Origin of the sequence: Kitasatospora sp. NPDC059812 (assembly GCF_042732075.1) — a bacterium.
GTDB lineage: Bacteria > Actinomycetota > Actinomycetes > Streptomycetales > Streptomycetaceae > Kitasatospora.
This window is the reverse complement of record NZ_JBHWIO010000016.1, coordinates 77,231-93,075: the sequence shown is the minus strand read 5'-3', so window position 1 is coordinate 93,075 and position 15,845 is coordinate 77,231. Positions and strand designations below refer to the sequence as shown.

The 15,845-nt window shown below is 74.4% G+C and carries 14 protein-coding genes; 8 read left to right on the top strand and 6 right to left on the bottom strand.

Going from position 1 to position 15,845, the window contains the following annotated elements; genetic code table 11:
- Window positions 1-261: 261 nt before the first annotated feature.
- Window positions 262-471 carry a DUF5703 family protein gene (locus ACFV6D_RS11555; RefSeq protein ID WP_033350848.1) on the bottom strand — a complete coding sequence of 70 codons (210 nt, stop codon included), beginning with the start codon at window positions 469-471 and terminating at the stop codon, window positions 262-264.
- A 402-nt stretch (window positions 472-873) separates the two neighbouring features.
- On the opposite strand from ACFV6D_RS11555, the gene ACFV6D_RS11550 reads away from it, so the two are divergent.
- On the top strand, window positions 874-1,479 hold the full coding sequence (locus tag ACFV6D_RS11550) for a hypothetical protein (protein WP_063346931.1): 606 nt from the start codon (window positions 874-876) through the stop codon (window positions 1,477-1,479).
- 86 nt (window positions 1,480-1,565) lie between these two features.
- On the opposite strand, the gene ACFV6D_RS11545 is transcribed toward ACFV6D_RS11550, so the two are convergent.
- A complete protein-coding gene (locus tag ACFV6D_RS11545) occupies window positions 1,566-3,782 on the bottom strand; it encodes a helix-hairpin-helix domain-containing protein (RefSeq protein WP_380428707.1) in 2,217 nt (738 codons plus the stop codon).
- A 50-nt stretch (window positions 3,783-3,832) separates the two neighbouring features.
- Window positions 3,833-4,813 carry an aldo/keto reductase gene (locus tag ACFV6D_RS11540; RefSeq protein WP_380428705.1) on the bottom strand — a complete coding sequence of 327 codons (981 nt, stop codon included), beginning with the start codon at window positions 4,811-4,813 and terminating at the stop codon, window positions 3,833-3,835.
- A gap of 251 nt (window positions 4,814-5,064) precedes the next feature.
- Between ACFV6D_RS11540 and ACFV6D_RS11535 the strand changes: the two genes are divergently transcribed.
- Window positions 5,065-6,111 carry an LLM class F420-dependent oxidoreductase gene (locus ACFV6D_RS11535; protein ID WP_063346928.1) on the top strand — a complete coding sequence of 349 codons (1,047 nt, stop codon included), beginning with the start codon at window positions 5,065-5,067 and terminating at the stop codon, window positions 6,109-6,111.
- 23 nt (window positions 6,112-6,134) lie between these two features.
- Here ACFV6D_RS11535 and ACFV6D_RS11530 read toward each other — a convergent pair whose 3' ends face one another.
- A complete protein-coding gene (locus ACFV6D_RS11530) occupies window positions 6,135-7,118 on the bottom strand; it encodes a magnesium and cobalt transport protein CorA (RefSeq protein WP_380428703.1) in 984 nt (327 codons plus the stop codon).
- A 214-nt stretch (window positions 7,119-7,332) separates the two neighbouring features.
- Between ACFV6D_RS11530 and ACFV6D_RS11525 the strand changes: the two genes are divergently transcribed.
- From ACFV6D_RS11525 to mshC, 6 genes are all read left to right on the top strand, one after another.
- Window positions 7,333-8,025: a histidine phosphatase family protein gene (locus ACFV6D_RS11525; protein WP_380428701.1), complete on the top strand. Its 693-nt coding sequence runs from the start codon at window positions 7,333-7,335 to the stop codon at window positions 8,023-8,025.
- A 346-nt stretch (window positions 8,026-8,371) separates the two neighbouring features.
- A complete protein-coding gene (locus tag ACFV6D_RS11520) occupies window positions 8,372-8,950 on the top strand; it encodes a DUF3090 domain-containing protein (protein WP_063350992.1) in 579 nt (192 codons plus the stop codon).
- Between the two features lie 56 nt (window positions 8,951-9,006).
- Complete coding sequence (locus ACFV6D_RS11515) at window positions 9,007-9,792, top strand: SCO1664 family protein (protein ID WP_380428709.1); 786 nt, start codon at window positions 9,007-9,009, stop codon at window positions 9,790-9,792.
- A gap of 73 nt (window positions 9,793-9,865) precedes the next feature.
- Window positions 9,866-10,795, top strand: coding sequence for an AraC family transcriptional regulator (locus tag ACFV6D_RS11510; RefSeq protein WP_107452830.1), 930 nt, complete (start codon window positions 9,866-9,868; stop codon window positions 10,793-10,795).
- A 127-nt stretch (window positions 10,796-10,922) separates the two neighbouring features.
- Window positions 10,923-11,762, top strand: coding sequence for a carbohydrate-binding protein (locus ACFV6D_RS11505; RefSeq protein ID WP_063346925.1), 840 nt, complete (start codon window positions 10,923-10,925; stop codon window positions 11,760-11,762).
- A 284-nt stretch (window positions 11,763-12,046) separates the two neighbouring features.
- A complete protein-coding gene (gene mshC, locus ACFV6D_RS11500) occupies window positions 12,047-13,276 on the top strand; it encodes a cysteine--1-D-myo-inosityl 2-amino-2-deoxy-alpha-D-glucopyranoside ligase (protein ID WP_380428699.1) in 1,230 nt (409 codons plus the stop codon).
- Between the two features lie 87 nt (window positions 13,277-13,363).
- Here the strand turns inward: mshC and ACFV6D_RS11495 are convergent, their stop codons facing one another.
- The gene (locus ACFV6D_RS11495) at window positions 13,364-14,314 is read right to left on the bottom strand and encodes a PAC2 family protein (RefSeq protein ID WP_063346923.1); all 951 of its coding nucleotides are present in this window, start codon (window positions 14,312-14,314) and stop codon (window positions 13,364-13,366) included.
- Window positions 14,315-14,684: 370 nt separating this feature from the next.
- Entirely contained in the window at window positions 14,685-15,776 is a 1,092-nt protein-coding gene (locus tag ACFV6D_RS11490) for a glycoside hydrolase family 18 protein (protein WP_380342754.1), read from the bottom strand.
- Window positions 15,777-15,845 lie beyond the last annotated feature (69 nt).

Sequence of the window (15,845 nt, the reverse complement as noted above, 5' to 3'; positions counted from 1 at the left end):
GCCGGAGCGTGACGCGCCCGCGGCCGCCTGGAGGTACGGGCGGCCGCGGGCAAGCGGAGGCCCGGGGTGAAAGCCCGTACGAAGGCCTGACGGTGACGTGAAGCCCCGGTCCGAAAGCCCGGCGTGAAATCCCCACCGAGACGGGAGCGTTCCCGGGCCCGGAGCTCCCCGACCCGGCCGCCTCCCGCCCGGGCCTTCCCCGCCCGGGCGCCCCGCCCGTCCACCCCCGCCGCGGCGGGTGGGCTCAGACGTGCTCGCCCGTCACCAGCTCCGGACCTGCCGGATGATCCGCCGCTTCAGCCGGACCGTCCGGCTCCCGTCGGGGAACAGCCGCAGCCGGTCGAGCTCCCAGTGCCCGTACTCGGCGTGCTCGGTGAGCAGTTGGCGTGCCGCGTTGCGCGTGGTGCCGCGCGGCATGCGCAGCGACTGGTACTCGTACTCCGGTTGCCGGACCGGCTTCGGTGGGGTCAAAACGCTCCTCCTGAGAATCACCTGCACGCAAGCCTACGACCTGCCTCGGACAGTCGGCCCGGGTATTTCCGGACGTCCTCCCGGACGTCCTCCCGGACGTCCTCCCGGACGTCCTCCCGGACGTCCTCCCGACCCGGCAGGACGCCCCGGACCGGCCGGGGCGCGCCAGCTCGCCTGACAGTGCATCAGTTCCGTTGTTCCTCCGGACGGGATACCCCGATCCCGGCGCGCGAAGCGGCACCCGATCGGCCCCGCGCGGCCCGGCTGCACGCCCTTCGCGCCGGGCATGCGCGGGGACAGAACCACGCGGATCGGACATCAGGGGGGAAGTTGCGGTGAAATCGCGGGTGTAGGTGACAACCGCTGTGCGTACCGACACCGCGGGGAGATAGCGTCTGCACCATGTCTGATGCCGCGCAGCCAACCATTGCCGAGGTACGCGCCGCCGCCGAGGCGGTCAAGGCCGCCATCGACCGTCATCTGGAAGCGGTGTCAAGCCCCAGCGCAGCGGATGATCCCGCTGTGTCCGCCGCCTACGAGCAGCTCGCGACGGCGGCCATCGCCTACGACCAGATCCTCTACGAGGTCTACGACGAGGTCACCCCCTTCGAGATCCCCGGGGACGAGGGTCCGGGCGGCTACCACGGCCCCGAACAGCCGGAGGCGATCAGCGTGCTGATCCGCCGCGACTACCACGTCGCCGACCCCAAGCGGCTGCGCGCCCAGGCCGAGCGGCTCGACGAGTCGCTGACCCCCGGCGGGGGCGGCACCAGCGGGGTGAACGCCGCGATCGGCGTGCTGTTCGGCGAGTACGAGCCGGACGAGATCGCCGCCCGCAGCGAGGAGTTCGGCCTGGAGGAGGCGGACTCGACGCTCTGGGTCGCGGCGGCGGAGCCGACCGAGCCGGGGGAGTGGCTGCCGGAACCCTTCGAGCACGCCGACCCGCAGATGCTGATCTGCCGGTTCGACGTGAGCGAGGTCTACGACGACGAGGACCCCGACGACTGAACCGTTCGTCGTGCAGACACCCGGAGGGCGGGCCCCACCTGTAGGGGGCCCGCCCTCCGCGCGTTCCGCCAACCGGTGCGCAGGACCTAGTACGCCGAGGCGGCGTTCTCGGCGAGGATCGCCCGCAGCCGGGTGGTGCGCGGCTGCGCCGGGCGCTCGGTGACGGCCTGGGCGAGCGCCGGGCCCGCCGCGTGCACCACGGACAGGTGCCGCTCGCCGCGGCCGAAGGCGGTGTAGACCCACTGCCGGGTGAGCGCCGGGCCGGCGTCCTCCGGGAGTACCACGACCGCGCCTGGCCAGCGGCGGCCGAGTGCCTGGTGGACGGTCAGCGCCCAGCCGTGCCGCAGCCGGCCGGCCTGGGCGGGCGGGACGGTCCGGCGCGAGCCGTCCGCGTACGCCAGGTGCAGGCCGGTGGCGTCGCCGTCCAGCACCCGGGCCGGGCGGGTGACGCCGGGGGCCGGGGAGTCGACCACCCGGTCGCCCGGGTCGAAGCCGCCGAACCGGCCGGGCCCCGGGTTGAGCCGGGCCTTCGCGGCGGCGTTCAGCGCCCGGGTGCCCGCCGGCCCGCCGTGGCCGGGGGTGAGCAGCACCACCTGCTCGGCGGGGATGCCGAGGGCGCGGGGAATGGAGTCGGTGAGCAGCTGGAGGGCGCGGTGGACGGCTTCGCCGCCGTCCTTCGCGGTCAGGATGACCACCTCCTTGTCCGGCGCCTCGACGGGCTGGAGCTCGCCGATGCCGACGCCGGAGACCAGCTCGCCGATCGGGCCGAAGTCCGGGGTGCGGGAGGCGACCGCCGGGCAGACCCTGGCGGCCAGCAGGTCGGCGAAGAACCGGCCGGGGCCGGCCGACCAGAGCTGGCCGGGGTCGCCGCTGAGCACCAGCCGGGTGCCGTCGGCGAGCGACTCCAGGACGGTGGCGGCCAGTTCGACGTCCAGCAGCGGGGCGTCGAGGACGACCAGGACGTCCAGGGCGAGCGTGCCGTCAGCGGCGCGGCCCGGCCCGGCGGCGCCGGAGAGCAGGTCGGCCAGGGTGATCACGGCGGCCGGGGTGTCGGTGAGCGCGGCGAAGGACTCCCGGCCCTGGTCGGTCCAGGTGGCGGCCCAGACCCGCAGCCCGAGGCCGCCGGCAGCGGCCAGCAGCGCGGCGGGTTCGGCGCGGGCGGCCTCGCCGCCGGTGTGCAGCACCAGGGCGCTGTCGGCGACGGCCTGGATCAGGGCGGTCGCGGAGGAGGACGGCGCGGCCTCGCCGGCAGCCGCCCACGCGGTCGGGCCGGGCGCGGCGGGGGCCTGCGGAGCGTCCTCCACCGTGGCCTCTGCTGTGGCCTCCACCGTGTCCTCCGCAGGGGCCGCGCCCGAGCCGGAGCCCGCCTCGGAGCCAGGGGCCGGCGAGGAGTCGGCCGCGGACTCGGCGTCCTCCGCCGTGTCCTCCTCCGCCGGATCCTCCGCCTCCTCCGCCACCGCGTCTTCCTCGCCCGGCTCCGGGTCCTCGCCCGGTACGAAGGTCGACATCAGCCGGACCAGCCCGTCCGCGAGGCTCTCCTCGGCCAGCGCGAGTCGCTCCAGGGCGAGCAGCGTCCGGGTCGGCGGCTCCTCGTCCTCGTCGCCGCCCGCCGCGTGCGCCTCGGGGCCGGTCAGCTCCTCCTGGAACGGCATCGCGCGCCCGTCCAGGACGGCGGCCTGGATCGCCGCGGCCGAGTCCGGCAGCCCGTGGCGGTCGAGCCCGGCCGCGATCTCGGCGACCTCGACGGCGGAGTGGCCGCGCAGCGCCGCCTGCTCCAGCAGCCACGGCACCAGCGCCTGAGCGCGGCGCGGGTCACCGGGGCCGGCGGCGGGGCCGAGCAGGCCGCGGGCGAAGCCGTCCGCGTGCTCGGGGCGGACGCCGGGCAGGGACAGTACGGCCCACGGGTCGGAGCGCAGCTGTTCGGCGGCGCCGTCGCCGAACTCGGCCACCGCGGCGGCCGCGAGATCGGCCGGGGCGCCCCCGGCGGTCAGCACCTCGGCGGTGTCCTTGAGCGCCTGCGCGCGCTGCTGGTCGGGCTGCGCGGAAGCCGGGGCCTTGGCGCCCTGGCCGTCCTTGACGTCCTTGGCGTGCTCGGGAGCCGCGGCGCGGCCCTCGCCCTCCGGCGGTGCGGCCTGCGGGCCGACGCTGCGGATCCGCTGCGCCAGCTCGGCGATCGCCGCCGCCTTCTCCGCCGGGCTCGCCGACTGTGCCGGGCTCGCCGTCTCCGCGGGGCTCGCCTTCTCCGCCGGGCTCACCGAGACTGCCGAGGTCTCCTCCGGAGCGCCGTTCTCCGTGTCACTCATCGTCCGCTCCAAGGGTCACTCCACTGCGTGTTTCAGCTGAACGAGGGGGGCTACAGCTCGCTCCACCCCTGGTCCGGGTAGCGGTGCACCGGTGACGAGATGTCGTCCAGCGCACCACGGATCTCACCCGGTAGCGTAAGCGCCTCCACTGACAGCGCCGCCTGCAGCTGTGCCACCGTACGGGCCCCGACCAGCGCGCTCGCCACTCCGGGCCGGTCCCGGACCCAGGCGAGGGCGACCGCGAGCGGGCTGCTGGCGAGGCCGTCGGCGGCCGTGGCGACGGCGTCGACGATCCGCCGCGAGCGCTCCCCGAGGTACGGCTGGACGAACCCGGACAGGTACGGCGAGGCGCCGCGCGAGTCCTGCGGGACGCCGTGCCGGTACTTGCCGGTGAGCACCCCGCGCCCGAGCGGCGAGGAGGCGAGCAGCCCGACCCCGGCGTCCGCCGCGGCGGGCAGCGCCTCGCGCTCGATGCCGCGCTGGAGCAGCGAGTACTCCAGCTGGGCCCCGGCCAGCGGGGTCCGCCCGTGGTGGGCGCGCTGCCAGGTGGCGGCCTTGGCGAGCTGCCAGCCGCTGAAGTCGCAGACCCCGACGTACCGGGCGCGCCCGGAGGAGACGGCGATGTCGAGGGCGCTGAGCGTCTCCTCGACGGGCGTCATGGGGTCGAAGGAGTGCACCTGCCACAGGTCGACGTAGTCGGTGCCGAGCCGGCGCAGCGAGGCGTCGAGGGCGGCGAGGAGGTGGCCGCGGGAGCCGTCGAAGCGGCGGGCGGACTCCGGCACGCTGCCGGCCTTGGTGGCGATGACGAGTTCGGAGCGGGGGACGAGGCTGTCGGTGAGCCGGGAGATCAGGTATTCGGCGCCGCCGTCGGCGTACACGTCGGCGGTGTCGAGCAGGGTCCCGCCGGCGTCGACGAACTCCTTGAGCTGCTCGGCGGCCTCGTGTTCGTCGGTGTCGCGGCCCCAGGTCATGGTGCCGAGGCCGAGCCGGGAGACCTGGAGACCGGTACGGCCGAGGTGACGCTTTTCCATCGGACGGGTCCTCCACTGGCCGGTGGCACCGGGCGCCCCGGTAGCCCTGAGAACGCGCAGGTGGGGAGAGCGCTCCCCACGTCGGCTGAGCGTAGCGGCCGGTGTCCGGGCAGGGGTGGCGACCCGCAGAACGATCACCGGGCCCGGGCGACGGCGGGTGTGACCCAGACCACCACTACCGGTCAGTAGCATGACCGGCGAGTGCGCGGCTACCCTCGCCACCAACCCTCACCGACTGGAAGGTTCGGCACATGCGACTCGGAATCAACCTCGGCTACTGGGGTCTCGGCATGGACGCCGACAACATCGCCGTGGCCCAGGAGGCGGACCGGCTCGGCTACTCGGTGTGCTGGGCGGCCGAGGCGTACGGCTCGGACGCCGCGACGGTGCTGAGCTTCGTCGCCGCGAAGACCGAGCGGATCGACGTCGGTTCGGCCATCTTCCAGATCCCCGCCCGCACCCCGGCGATGACCGCGATGACCGCGGCGACCCTGGACACCCTGTCCGGCGGCCGCTTCCGGCTCGGCCTCGGCGTCTCCGGCCCGCAGGTCTCCGAGGGCTGGTACGGGGTGAAGTTCGACAAGCCGCTCGCCCGCACCCGCGAGTACGTGGAGATCATCCGCAAGGCGATGTCCCGCGAGCGACTGGTCCACGAGGGCGCGCACTGGACGCTGCCGCTGCCCGGCGGCCCCGGCAAGCCGATCAAGCTCACCGTGCACCCGGTGCGCGAGCACATCCCGCTGTACATCGCCGCGATCGGCCCGAAGAACCTGGAGCAGACCGGCGAGATCGCCGACGGCTGGCTCGGCATCTTCTTCTCGCCCGAGCACGCCGCGCTCTCCCTCGACCCGCTGAAGGCCGGCCGCGCCAAGGCGGGGCAGAGCCTGGACGGCTTCGACCTGTGCCCGACCGTCACCATCGCGGTCGGCGAGGACATCAAGGCGGGCGTCGACTCCCAGCGCTCCTACGCCGCGCTGTACATCGGCGGCATGGGCAGCAAGGAGAAGAACTTCTACAACCAGCTCGCCCGGCGGATGGGCTACGAGCAGGCCGCCGACGAGATCCAGGAGAAGTACCTGGCCAAGGACTACGCGGGCGCCGCGGCCGCCGTCCCGCACGACCTGATCGACGCCACCTCGCTGATCGGCGACACCGCCCGGATCGCCGACCGGATGCAGGCCTACGCGGACGCGGGCGTCACCACGCTCACCCTGGCCCCGTCCGGCTTCACCCTGGACGAGCGGATCCAGGCGCTGCGCACCGGAGTCGAGGCCCTGGAACTGGCCGGGCTGGCGTAGCCGCCCGGGGCCGTCGAGCGGCACTACAGCCAGTCGTGCCGCTTGAACACCCGGTGCAGCACTATGCAGACCGCGACCATCAGCGACAGCACCGCCGGGTACCCCCAGGGCTGGCGCAGTTCGGGCATGTCCTCGAAGTTCATCCCGTAGACGCCCGCGATCATCGTCGGCACGGCGGCCAGCGCCGCCCAGGCCGAGATCTTCCGCATGTCGTTGTTCTGCTGCACGCTGACCTGCGCCAGGTTGGCGTTGAGGATGTCGGACAGCAGCCGGTCCATGCCCTCGACCTGGTCGGTCACCCGGGCCAGGTGGTCGGCGACGTCCCGCAGGTAGGGCAGGGTCTCCGGGCGGATGTACGGCTCGCCGCCGCGGGCCAGGCGCAGCGTCGGTTCCAGCAGCGGGCCGGTGGCGCGGCGGACGGTCATCACCTGGCGCTTGTAGCCGTAGATCCGGCCGGCGGTGTCGCGGCCGACCCGTCCGGGGGCGAAGACGTCCGCCTCCAGTTCGTCCAGGTCGGTCTGGAGCCCGGTGGCCACGTCCATGTAGCCGTCGACGATGGTGTCGCAGACCGAGTGCAGCACCGAGCTGGGCCCGTAGCGCAGCAGTTCGGGCTGCTTCTCCAGCCGGGCCCGCAGGCCGGAGAGCGGGGTGTCGGCGCCGTGTCGGACGGTCATCACGAAGTCCGCGCCGAGGAAGACCATCACCTCGCCGATGGTCACCGCGTGGGCGCCGGGGTGGTAGCCGAGCGTCTTGAGGGCGACGAACAGGGAGCCCTGGTACGGCTCGATCTTGGGGCGCTGGTGGGCGCTGACGGCGTCCTCGACGGCCAGCGGGTGCAGGGCGAACTCCCGTCCGACGTGGTTGAGTTCCTCGGCGGTGGGCTCGAACAGGCCTATCCAGACGAAGCCGCCGGGCCCGGCGGCGCGGGCGGCGGCGAGCGCGCCGGCGAGGTCGTCGGGGGCCTCGATCCGGTGGCCGTCGTGGTAGCTGGCGCAGTGGACGATCATCGGGCCATTGTGGCCCGGGGCGGGGTGCCCGGGGCGGAGCCGGGCCAGGACGGCGTCGCGGGCCGGTGCCGGCGGCGGCCTAGGAGGGCCCGCACCCCACCCGCGCTTTGCGCGCCCGCACCCCACGCGGCCGCGCACCCCGCACCCCGCACCCCGCGCCCGCACCTCGCACCGACACTCCACGCCCGCGCCCGGAGGCCGTAGGCTGAGCCCCATGCCCACCCTGCTGCTCGTCCGCCACGGCCGCTCGACCGCGAACACCGCCGGAATCCTGGCCGGTTGGACGCCCGGCGTGGACCTCGACGACACCGGGCGCGGGCAGGCCGCCGCGCTGGCCGGTCGGCTCGCGGGGATCCCGCTGGTGCAGGCCGTCAGCAGCCCGCTGGAGCGCTGTCGGCAGACGCTGGAGCCGCTGCTGGCGGCTCGGCCCGAGCTGGGCCCGCCCGCCGAGGACGAGCGGCTGGGCGAGTGCCACTACGGCGAGTGGACCGGCCGGCCGCTGGCCGAGCTGGCCAAGGAGCCGCTCTGGCGCACCGTGCAGGACCACGCGGCCGCCGCGGCCTTCCCCGGCGGGGAGTCGTTGCGCGAGCTGAGCCACCGGACGGTCGGCGCGGTCCGGGAGTGGAACGAGAAGATCGCCGCCGAGCACGGCGCGGACGCGGTCTGGCTGGCCTGCTCGCACGGGGACGTGATCAAGGCGGTGGTGGCCGACGCCCTGGGCCTGCACCTGGACCACTTCCAGCGGATCAGCGTCGAGCCCTGCTCGGTCACCGCGATCCGCTACACCCCGCAGCGGCCCTTCGTCCTGAGGATGGGCGACACCGGCGACCTCGCCTCGCTCGCGCCCAGGCCCGGCGCGGCCCCGGCCGCCCCGGTGGGCGACGCGGTGGTCGGCGGCACCACCTGAGGCGGTCGCTCCGCCTGACCCGCCTGACCCGCCTGACCCGCCTGACCCGCCTGGTACGACCCTGGACCGACCGGCGCCACCCGACCTGACCGGAGCCACCCGGCCCGGAGCCGCATGACGTGGGCGGGAGAGCCGTCGCACCCCGCCCCGCAGGGACCGGCGGCACCGGCTGAGCTGGCCGGTGCCACTGCGGCTCGGCTCCCCTGCGGGGGCCCGGAGGTCGTAGGGTGACTAACGAGCCCCGCCGCGTGGCGAGCCCGCGCGCGGGCCGCCGTACGGCAGCCCGAGCCATGACGTCCGAACGATCCCTGTGATCCCCACGACCGACACGATCCGGAGCGAGAGCGTGCCCCGTCAGGTCTTCTTCTACGACCAGCCCGAACGGTTCGTGGCCGGCACCGTCGGCCAGCCCGGCGCCCGGGCGTTCTACCTCCAGGCCAGTGCCCGGGGCCGGATCACCAGCGTCCTGTTGGAGAAGACCCAGGTGGCGGCGCTCGCCGAGCGGATCGAGGAGGTCCTGGACGAGGCGCTGCGGCGCAGCGGCGGCGACGTCTCCATCCCGGCCGCCGCCCCGCAGGACCTGCTCGACACCGCGCCGCTGGACCTGCCGCTGGAGCAGGAGTTCCGGGTCGGCACCATGGCCCTGGCCTGGGACAGCGTGGACGGCTGCCTGGTGGTCGAGGCGCAGGCGCTGATCGAGGCGGAGGAGGACGGCGAGGACGAGGACAGCGCCGCGGCGGTCTTCGAGGACGACGACAACGGTCCGGACATGCTGCGGGTGCGGCTGTCCGGCGCGATGGCCAGGGTGTTCGCCAAGCGGGCGCTGGACCTGGTCTCGGCCGGCCGCAAGCCCTGCCCGTTCTGCAACCTGCCGCTCGACCCGGAGGGCCACCTGTGCCCGCGCGCGAACGGCTACCGGCGCTGAACACCGAGACCCCGCCGCAGGCGGACCCGGCGGCCGCCGCTGCCCTCGCCGCCGACGTGCCCACTGCGCTGGAGCTGCTGCGCGAGGGCGAGTTGACGGTGCACGGGCGCCTCACCGAGGCGTCCAACGCCGCGCTGTACTGCACCGCCACGCACGGTTCGCTGAGCGCGCAGGCCGTCTACAAGCCGGTCGCCGGGGAGCGCCCGCTGTGGGACTTCCCGGACGGCACGCTGGCCGGCCGCGAGGTCGCCGCGTACGAGGTGTCGGCCGCGACCGGCTGGGCGCTGGTGCCGCCGACCGTGCTGCGCGACGGGCCGCACGGGCCCGGGATGGTGCAGCTGTGGGTCGAGCCGGATCCGCAGGCCGAGCCGCTGCTGGCCCTCCAGGACCCGCGCGGCCCGGAGCACGGCTGGCTGCCGATCGTGCGGGCCGAGGTCGGCGGGGGACGCACCGCGCTGCTGGTGCACCACGACGACCAGCGGCTGCGCCGGCTCGCCGTGCTGGACGCGGTGCTCAACAACGCCGACCGCAAGGGCGGCCACCTGATCCCGGCCGCCGACGGCCGGGTCTACGGCATCGACCACGGCGTCACCTTCAACACCGAGGGCAAGCTGCGCACCCTGCTCTGGGGCTGGGCCGGCGAGCCGCTGCCCGCCGAGGCGCTGGAGGTGCTGACCCGGCTCGCCGAGCGGCTGGACGGTGAGCTGGCCGCGCGCCTCGCCCCGCACCTGACCGCCGCCGAACTGGAGGCGACCCGCGCCCGGGTGGCCAGGCTGCGCCGCACCGGCCGGCACCCGCTGCCCTCCGAGGACTGGCCCTCGATCCCCTGGCCCCCGGTCTAGGACGTATCCCGCGGACCGGTTCGGGCCGGCTGATGGTCTGGACCTGTCCGCGAACCGGCAGCACACTGCTCCGATGGACGCGTTACGGACCACCCCCACCCCCCGTACCACGCCGGACCTGCCGCTGCACCGGCTCCAGGTCCCGCTGCCGCACCTGCTCCCGTTCGCCATCGGGAGCTTCGACACGATCGGCCCGCTGTCCCGGGCGGGCTTCCCGCACCGGCACTCGTTCTACGAGATCGTCCACGTCACCGGCGGCCGCGGCGCCCATGTCCTGGACCTGGTCCACCGGCCGCTGGCGCCACCGCAGTTGTGCGTGATCACGCCCGGCCAGGTGCACTACTGGTCGGACGCGGACGAACTCACCGGCCAGGTCGTCCTGTTCAACGAGGACTTCCTGCTCCGGAACCCGCAGGACCTTGCCGCGCTGCGCACCCTGGCCACCCGCCCCGCGCTCGGACTCGGCGAACAGGCCGGGCCGGTCGGCGCGTTGCTCGCCGACATGGAACACGAGTACCGCTCCAGGCAGCCCGGCTACCAGGGCGTGCTGCGGGCCAGTCTGCACATCCTGATCGTCCGGGCGCTGCGCGCCGCCCGGCCGGGGGAGCGGCCGTCGCCGCCCGGCCGGCCGACCGAAGTGGCCTCAGCCTTCACCCGGTTGATCGCCGGTCCGGGCGGGGTGCGGCACTCGGTGGCGTCCAGTGCGCAGGAACTCGGCGTCTCGCCGGGCCACTTGCAGACCCTGGTCAAGCAGGCCACCGGTCGCACCCCGGGCGGACTGATCCGCCGCCAGCAGACCCTGGAGGCCAAGCGGCTGCTGGCGTGCACAGATTTGACGATTCGTCAGGTGGCGAAGGAGGCGGGCTTCGCCGACCCGGCCTACTTCTGCCGCTTCTTCCGGCGGGAGACCGGGATGACGCCGGGGGAGTTCCGGGCCCGGGTCGACGGAAATCACCACGATCCCCGGATCGCGTCCATCGCGGCCGCCCCGGACGGCCCGTAACTTTGCTGGTGGCCACCGGTGGCCGGTCCGGCGCGCGCGGACGGGCGGCCGGTTCGGCCCTTGTCATGCCCCCACCATGGCAAGGGCCGCCCCCCCACATCCACCCCCCACCCGAAGGAGAGGGCGTATGCCCACGCCCGACGGCATGATCAGTCGCAAGACCGTCCTGAAGGCCGCTGCCGCGCTCGGCGCCGCCCCGCTGCTGGTCGGCGGCGGCGTCGCGCTGGCCCGTGAGCAGGCCGGCACCGGCCGGCCCCTCGGCCTCACCCCCGAGTGCCACGACGGCGACGACCCCACCATCGAGCAGACCGAGGGCCCCTACTTCAAGCCCAACTCCCCACTGCGCAGCTCCATGGTCAACGACGGCCCCGGCACCCGGCTGACCGTCAGCGGCTACGTCTTCGGCCGCGCCTGCCGACCGATCTCCGGCGTCCTGCTGGACTTCTGGCAGGCCGACGACAACGGCGCCTACGACAACGCCGGCTTCACCTTCCGCGGCCACCAGTTCACCGACGCGAACGGCGCCTTCAAGCTGGACACGATCGTCCCCGGCCTCTACCCGGGCCGCACCCGGCACCTCCACGTCAAGCTCCAGGCGCCCGGCCGCCCGGTGCTCACCACCCAGCTCTACTTCCCCGGCGAGCCGCGCAACAGCACGGACACCATCTACGACGCCCGGCTGCTGATGAACGTCCGCCAGAACGGCCCGGGCCGTGAGGGCAGTTACGACTTTGTCCTGGACGTGCCGCAGACCCCGGGCACGCCGAGCCCGACCCCCACCGCCACCCCGACCGGAACCCCCACCGGAACGCCCACGCCCCCGAGCGGCAGTTGGAAGCCGGGAGCCTCCTACAACGCGGGCGACCGCGTCACCTACTCCGGCGCCTCCTACCTCTGCCTCCAGGCGCACACCGCCATGGTGGGCTGGGAGCCGCCGAACGTGCCGGCCCTCTGGCAGCGGTCGTAGCGGCTCCGGCCGCGTTCCCCGGGGTGCCGGGCGCCCGGTCGGCGGCAGGGTCGACCGGGCGCTCAACCGTGTCCGAAAGCCTGCCCAACGCCTGCCCAACGCCTGCTCGACGCCTGCCCAACGCCCGCCCGAAGCCTGCCGCATTCCTGCCCGAAACAACGCCGGGCCCGTCAAGGTCCGCTCCTTATCAGTCGGGAAGCGGTCCGGCAACGACAGGAAGCGAATCCAGTCGATCTTGTGTACTGGTTAGGCTTTCAAATGTTCGCAAGGTTAAAGTCGGTTCCATGCATGCCTGGCCCGCCTCCGAGGTTCCCGCCCTGCCTGGTCAGGGGCTCCCCCTCCGTATCTTCGACACCGCAGCGGGCACGGTCCGCGAGGTCGTGCCGCAGGACGGCACTGCCCGGATCTACGTCTGCGGCATCACCCCCTACGACGCGACCCACATGGGCCACGCCGCCACCTACAACGCCTTCGACCTGGTGCAGCGCGTGTGGAAGGACGCCGGCCACGACGTCCTGTACGTCCAGAACGTCACCGACGTGGACGACCCGCTGCTGGCCCGGGCGGTCGAGACCGGTCAGGACTGGGTGGCCCTCGCCGAGCGCGAGACGGCCCTGTTCCGCGAGGACATGACCGCCCTGCGGCTGCTCCCGCCGGCCCACTACATCGGCGCCGTCGAGTCGATCCCGTGGATCGTCCCGCTGGTCCAGAAGCTGCTCGCCAGCGGCGCCGCCTACCAGGTGGACGGCGACATCTACTTCTCGGTCGAGTCCGACCCCCGCTTCGGCCAGGTCTCCGGCCTCGACCAGGAGGCCATGCGCCCGGTCTTCGCCGAGCGCGGCGGAGACCCGGACCGCCCGGGCAAGCGCCACCCACTGGACGCCCTGCTCTGGCTCGCCGCCCGCCCGGGCGAGCCCGCCTGGGAGACCGAACTCGGCCACGGCCGCCCCGGCTGGCACATCGAGTGCGTCGCCATCGCGCTGCAGTACCTCGGCATGTCCTTCGACATCCAGGGCGGCGGCAGCGACCTCTCCTTCCCGCACCACGAGATGGGCGCCTCGCACGCCCAGGTCGCCACCGGCGCCCACCCGTACGCCAAGGCGTACGTGCACGCCGGCATGGTCGGCCTGGACGGCCACAAGATGTCCAAGTCCCGCGGCAACCTGGTCTTCGTCTCGGCGCTGCGCCGCGAGGGCGTCGACCCGGCGGCGATCCGCCTGGCGCTGCTCGCGCACCACTACCGCGAGGACTGGGAGTGGACCAAGGCGACCCTGGACGAGGCCGTCGAGCGCCTCGCCCGCTGGCGGGCCGTGGTCTCCCGGCCGGACGGCCCGGCCGCCGAGCAGCTGCTCGACGAGGTCCGTACGGCGCTCGCGGACGACCTGGACGCGCCCGCCGCACTGGCCGCCGTCGACCGCTGGGCCGAGCGGCAGGAGGCCGGGGGCGGCACCGACATGGGTGCGCCCGGCCTGGTCAGCCGCACCGTGGACGCCCTGCTGGGCGTCGCGCTCTAGAGTCCTCCCTCAACACGCCGAAGGGGCGTCCGGACCAGGTGTCCTGACGCCCCTTCGGCGTTGTCCGGGGCGGGCCCGGGGCGGCGGCTACTCCTCGTCGCCGTCCTGGCTCTCCCGGGCCGCGCCCGGGGCCTCCGGCTCGGCCGGCCGCTCCGCCGTGGCGTGCCCGGCCACCGGCTTCTCGCCGGTCGGCCCGACGTTCTCCCGGCGGCGCAGGTAGCGCTCGAACTCGCGGGCGATCGCGTCGCCGGAGGCCTCCGGCAGCTCCGCGGTGTCCTGCGCCTCCTCCAACTGCTGGACGTACTCGGCCACCTCGCTGTCCTCGGCGGCCAGCTGGTCCACGCCCAGCTGCCAGGCCCGGGCGTCCTCGCCGAGCTCGCCCGGCGGGATGCGCAGGTCGAGCAGGTCCTCCAGCTTGTTGACCAGGGCCAGCGTCGCCTTGGGGTTCGGCGGCTGCGCGACGTAGTGCGGCACGGCCGCCCAGAGCGTCACGGCCGGGACCCCGGCGTGCGTGCAGGCCTCCTGGAGCACCCCGACGATGCCGGTCGGGCCCTCGTAGCGGCTCTCCTCCAGGTCCAGCCGGCGGGCCAGCTCCGGGTCGGAGGTGACGCCGCTGACCGGCACCGGGCGGCTGTGCGGGGTGTCGCCGAGCAGCGCGCCCAGGATCACCACCAGCTCGATGCCGAGCTCGTGCGCGAAGCCGAGCAGCTCGTTGCAGAACGAGCGCCAGCGCATGCTCGGCTCGATGCCGCGCACCAGGACGACGTCCCGGGTGGTCGGCTCGGTCACCCGGATCACCGAGAGCCTGGTGGTCGGCCAGGTGATCCGGCGGATGCCGCCGTCCAGCCAGACCGTGGGCCGGTTGACCTGGAAGTCGTAGTAGTCCTCCGCGTCCAGGGCGGCGATCACCTTGCCGCCCCAGGTGTCGTCCAGATGTGCCAGAGCCGCGGAGGCGGCGTCGCCCGCGTCGTTCCAGCCCTCGAAAGCGCAGACCATCACCGGGTCGATCAACTCGGGAACATCTTCCAGCTCGATCACCCAGCGTCTCCCTCCGGTCGGCGGTCGAACCTGCGCCGCCTCGGCTGGCCTGCCGGGGCGCCGACGGGTCGGCTGCCGACTGTCGAACCTCTCGTCACCCATGGAACGCCTCGCCCCATGGTCCCTACCTGCCCAGCCTACGGGCTTTGATGCGCACCGCGGCCGGGCACCGGGACAGTCTGGGGGAGCGTGCCGCCCCGATCCAGCGGATATCCGGACCGCCTCGGCTGACGGGGCGTCAGGTGGCTCGGAGCGGGCGCGGACGGTGTCCGGACGGCGACGCGGCGCGACGACGAGCCCTTCCCGCGCACACCCTTCCCGTACGCACCCTTTCCGCGCACGCCGGTCCCGCACTCGCCGCCGGAACCCCTCAGGCGTCCACCCACCCGCGCCGGTACGCCGCCCAGTGCTCCGGGGTGGCGGCGAAGTCCACGTACAGCGCGACGCCGAAGTTCCGCCGCCCCGGGTCCTGGCGGCCCAGGCCCAGCCGGACGCCCCGGACGGCGGCCGGCACGGTCTCGGCGTCACCCCGATGGCCGTGCCGGTCGTCCCAGAAGAACGGCAGGCCGATCAGCAGGTCCACCCCGGCCGGGGTGGCCTCCAGCGCCAGTTCGGTCTGCAGGGCGACGTAGCCGCCGTACAGCGGCTCGGTCGGCATGCTGGTGTCGTACGCCATCACGGCGACCTGGTCGACCCGGCGGGCGGTCTCGGTGAAGTACGCCTGGTCCCACCACTTGCCGTGGTCGGTGAGCAGGATCCCGGCGGTGTGCAGGCCGGGCACCGGGTCGAGCTGCGGGACCGCCACCGAGAGCGCCGCGCCGCGCCCGGCCGTGACCGGGCGGACCTGGTCGAGCAGGGCCAGCCAGCCGGCGCTGCCGGGCCGGATCGGCTCCATGTCGAAGTGCACGCCGTCGAAGCCGAGGTCCAGGACCTGCCGGGCGGAGGCGGTGACCCGGTCCCGGGTGGGGGCGTCCTCCAGGTCCAGGGCGTCCTTCTCCGGCTTGACCTCGTCGCCCAGCCAGCTCTGCACCCGGACGTCCGGCAGCGCCCGGTGCACCGCGTCGGTGAACCAGCGGCCCCGGGGGTGGACGGCGGGCGGCAGCGAGCCGTCGTGTTCCAGCGGGCCGGTGTGTACGTACAGGTCGCGGACGCCGGTGCCGGCCAGTTGCCGCACCAGCGCGGCGACGTCGGCCTCGCCCTTGCGGCCGTCCACCCAGGCGTGGCCGAGCCAGAGCGCGTCCCGGCCGCGGGTGCGGGCCTCGGCGGACGGGTCGCCGGTGTAGTGCAAGCGGATCGCGACGAAGGCGGAGCCGAGCGCGGCCGCCGGTACGGCCGCCGCGAGGCCCAGTGCCAGCAGCGCCCGGCGCCACCAGGACCAGCTTCGCCAGCGCTTGCGCAACGCCCGGAACGGGGCCGCCAGGGCCCCCGTGACGCGTCGCGCGACGGTCGGGAATCGGCCCACGCGGTTGCTCCCCCCTTGCGGTCGAACGCTCAGGATACGGAATGCGACCGCAGGCCGGGGCGCGGGCCG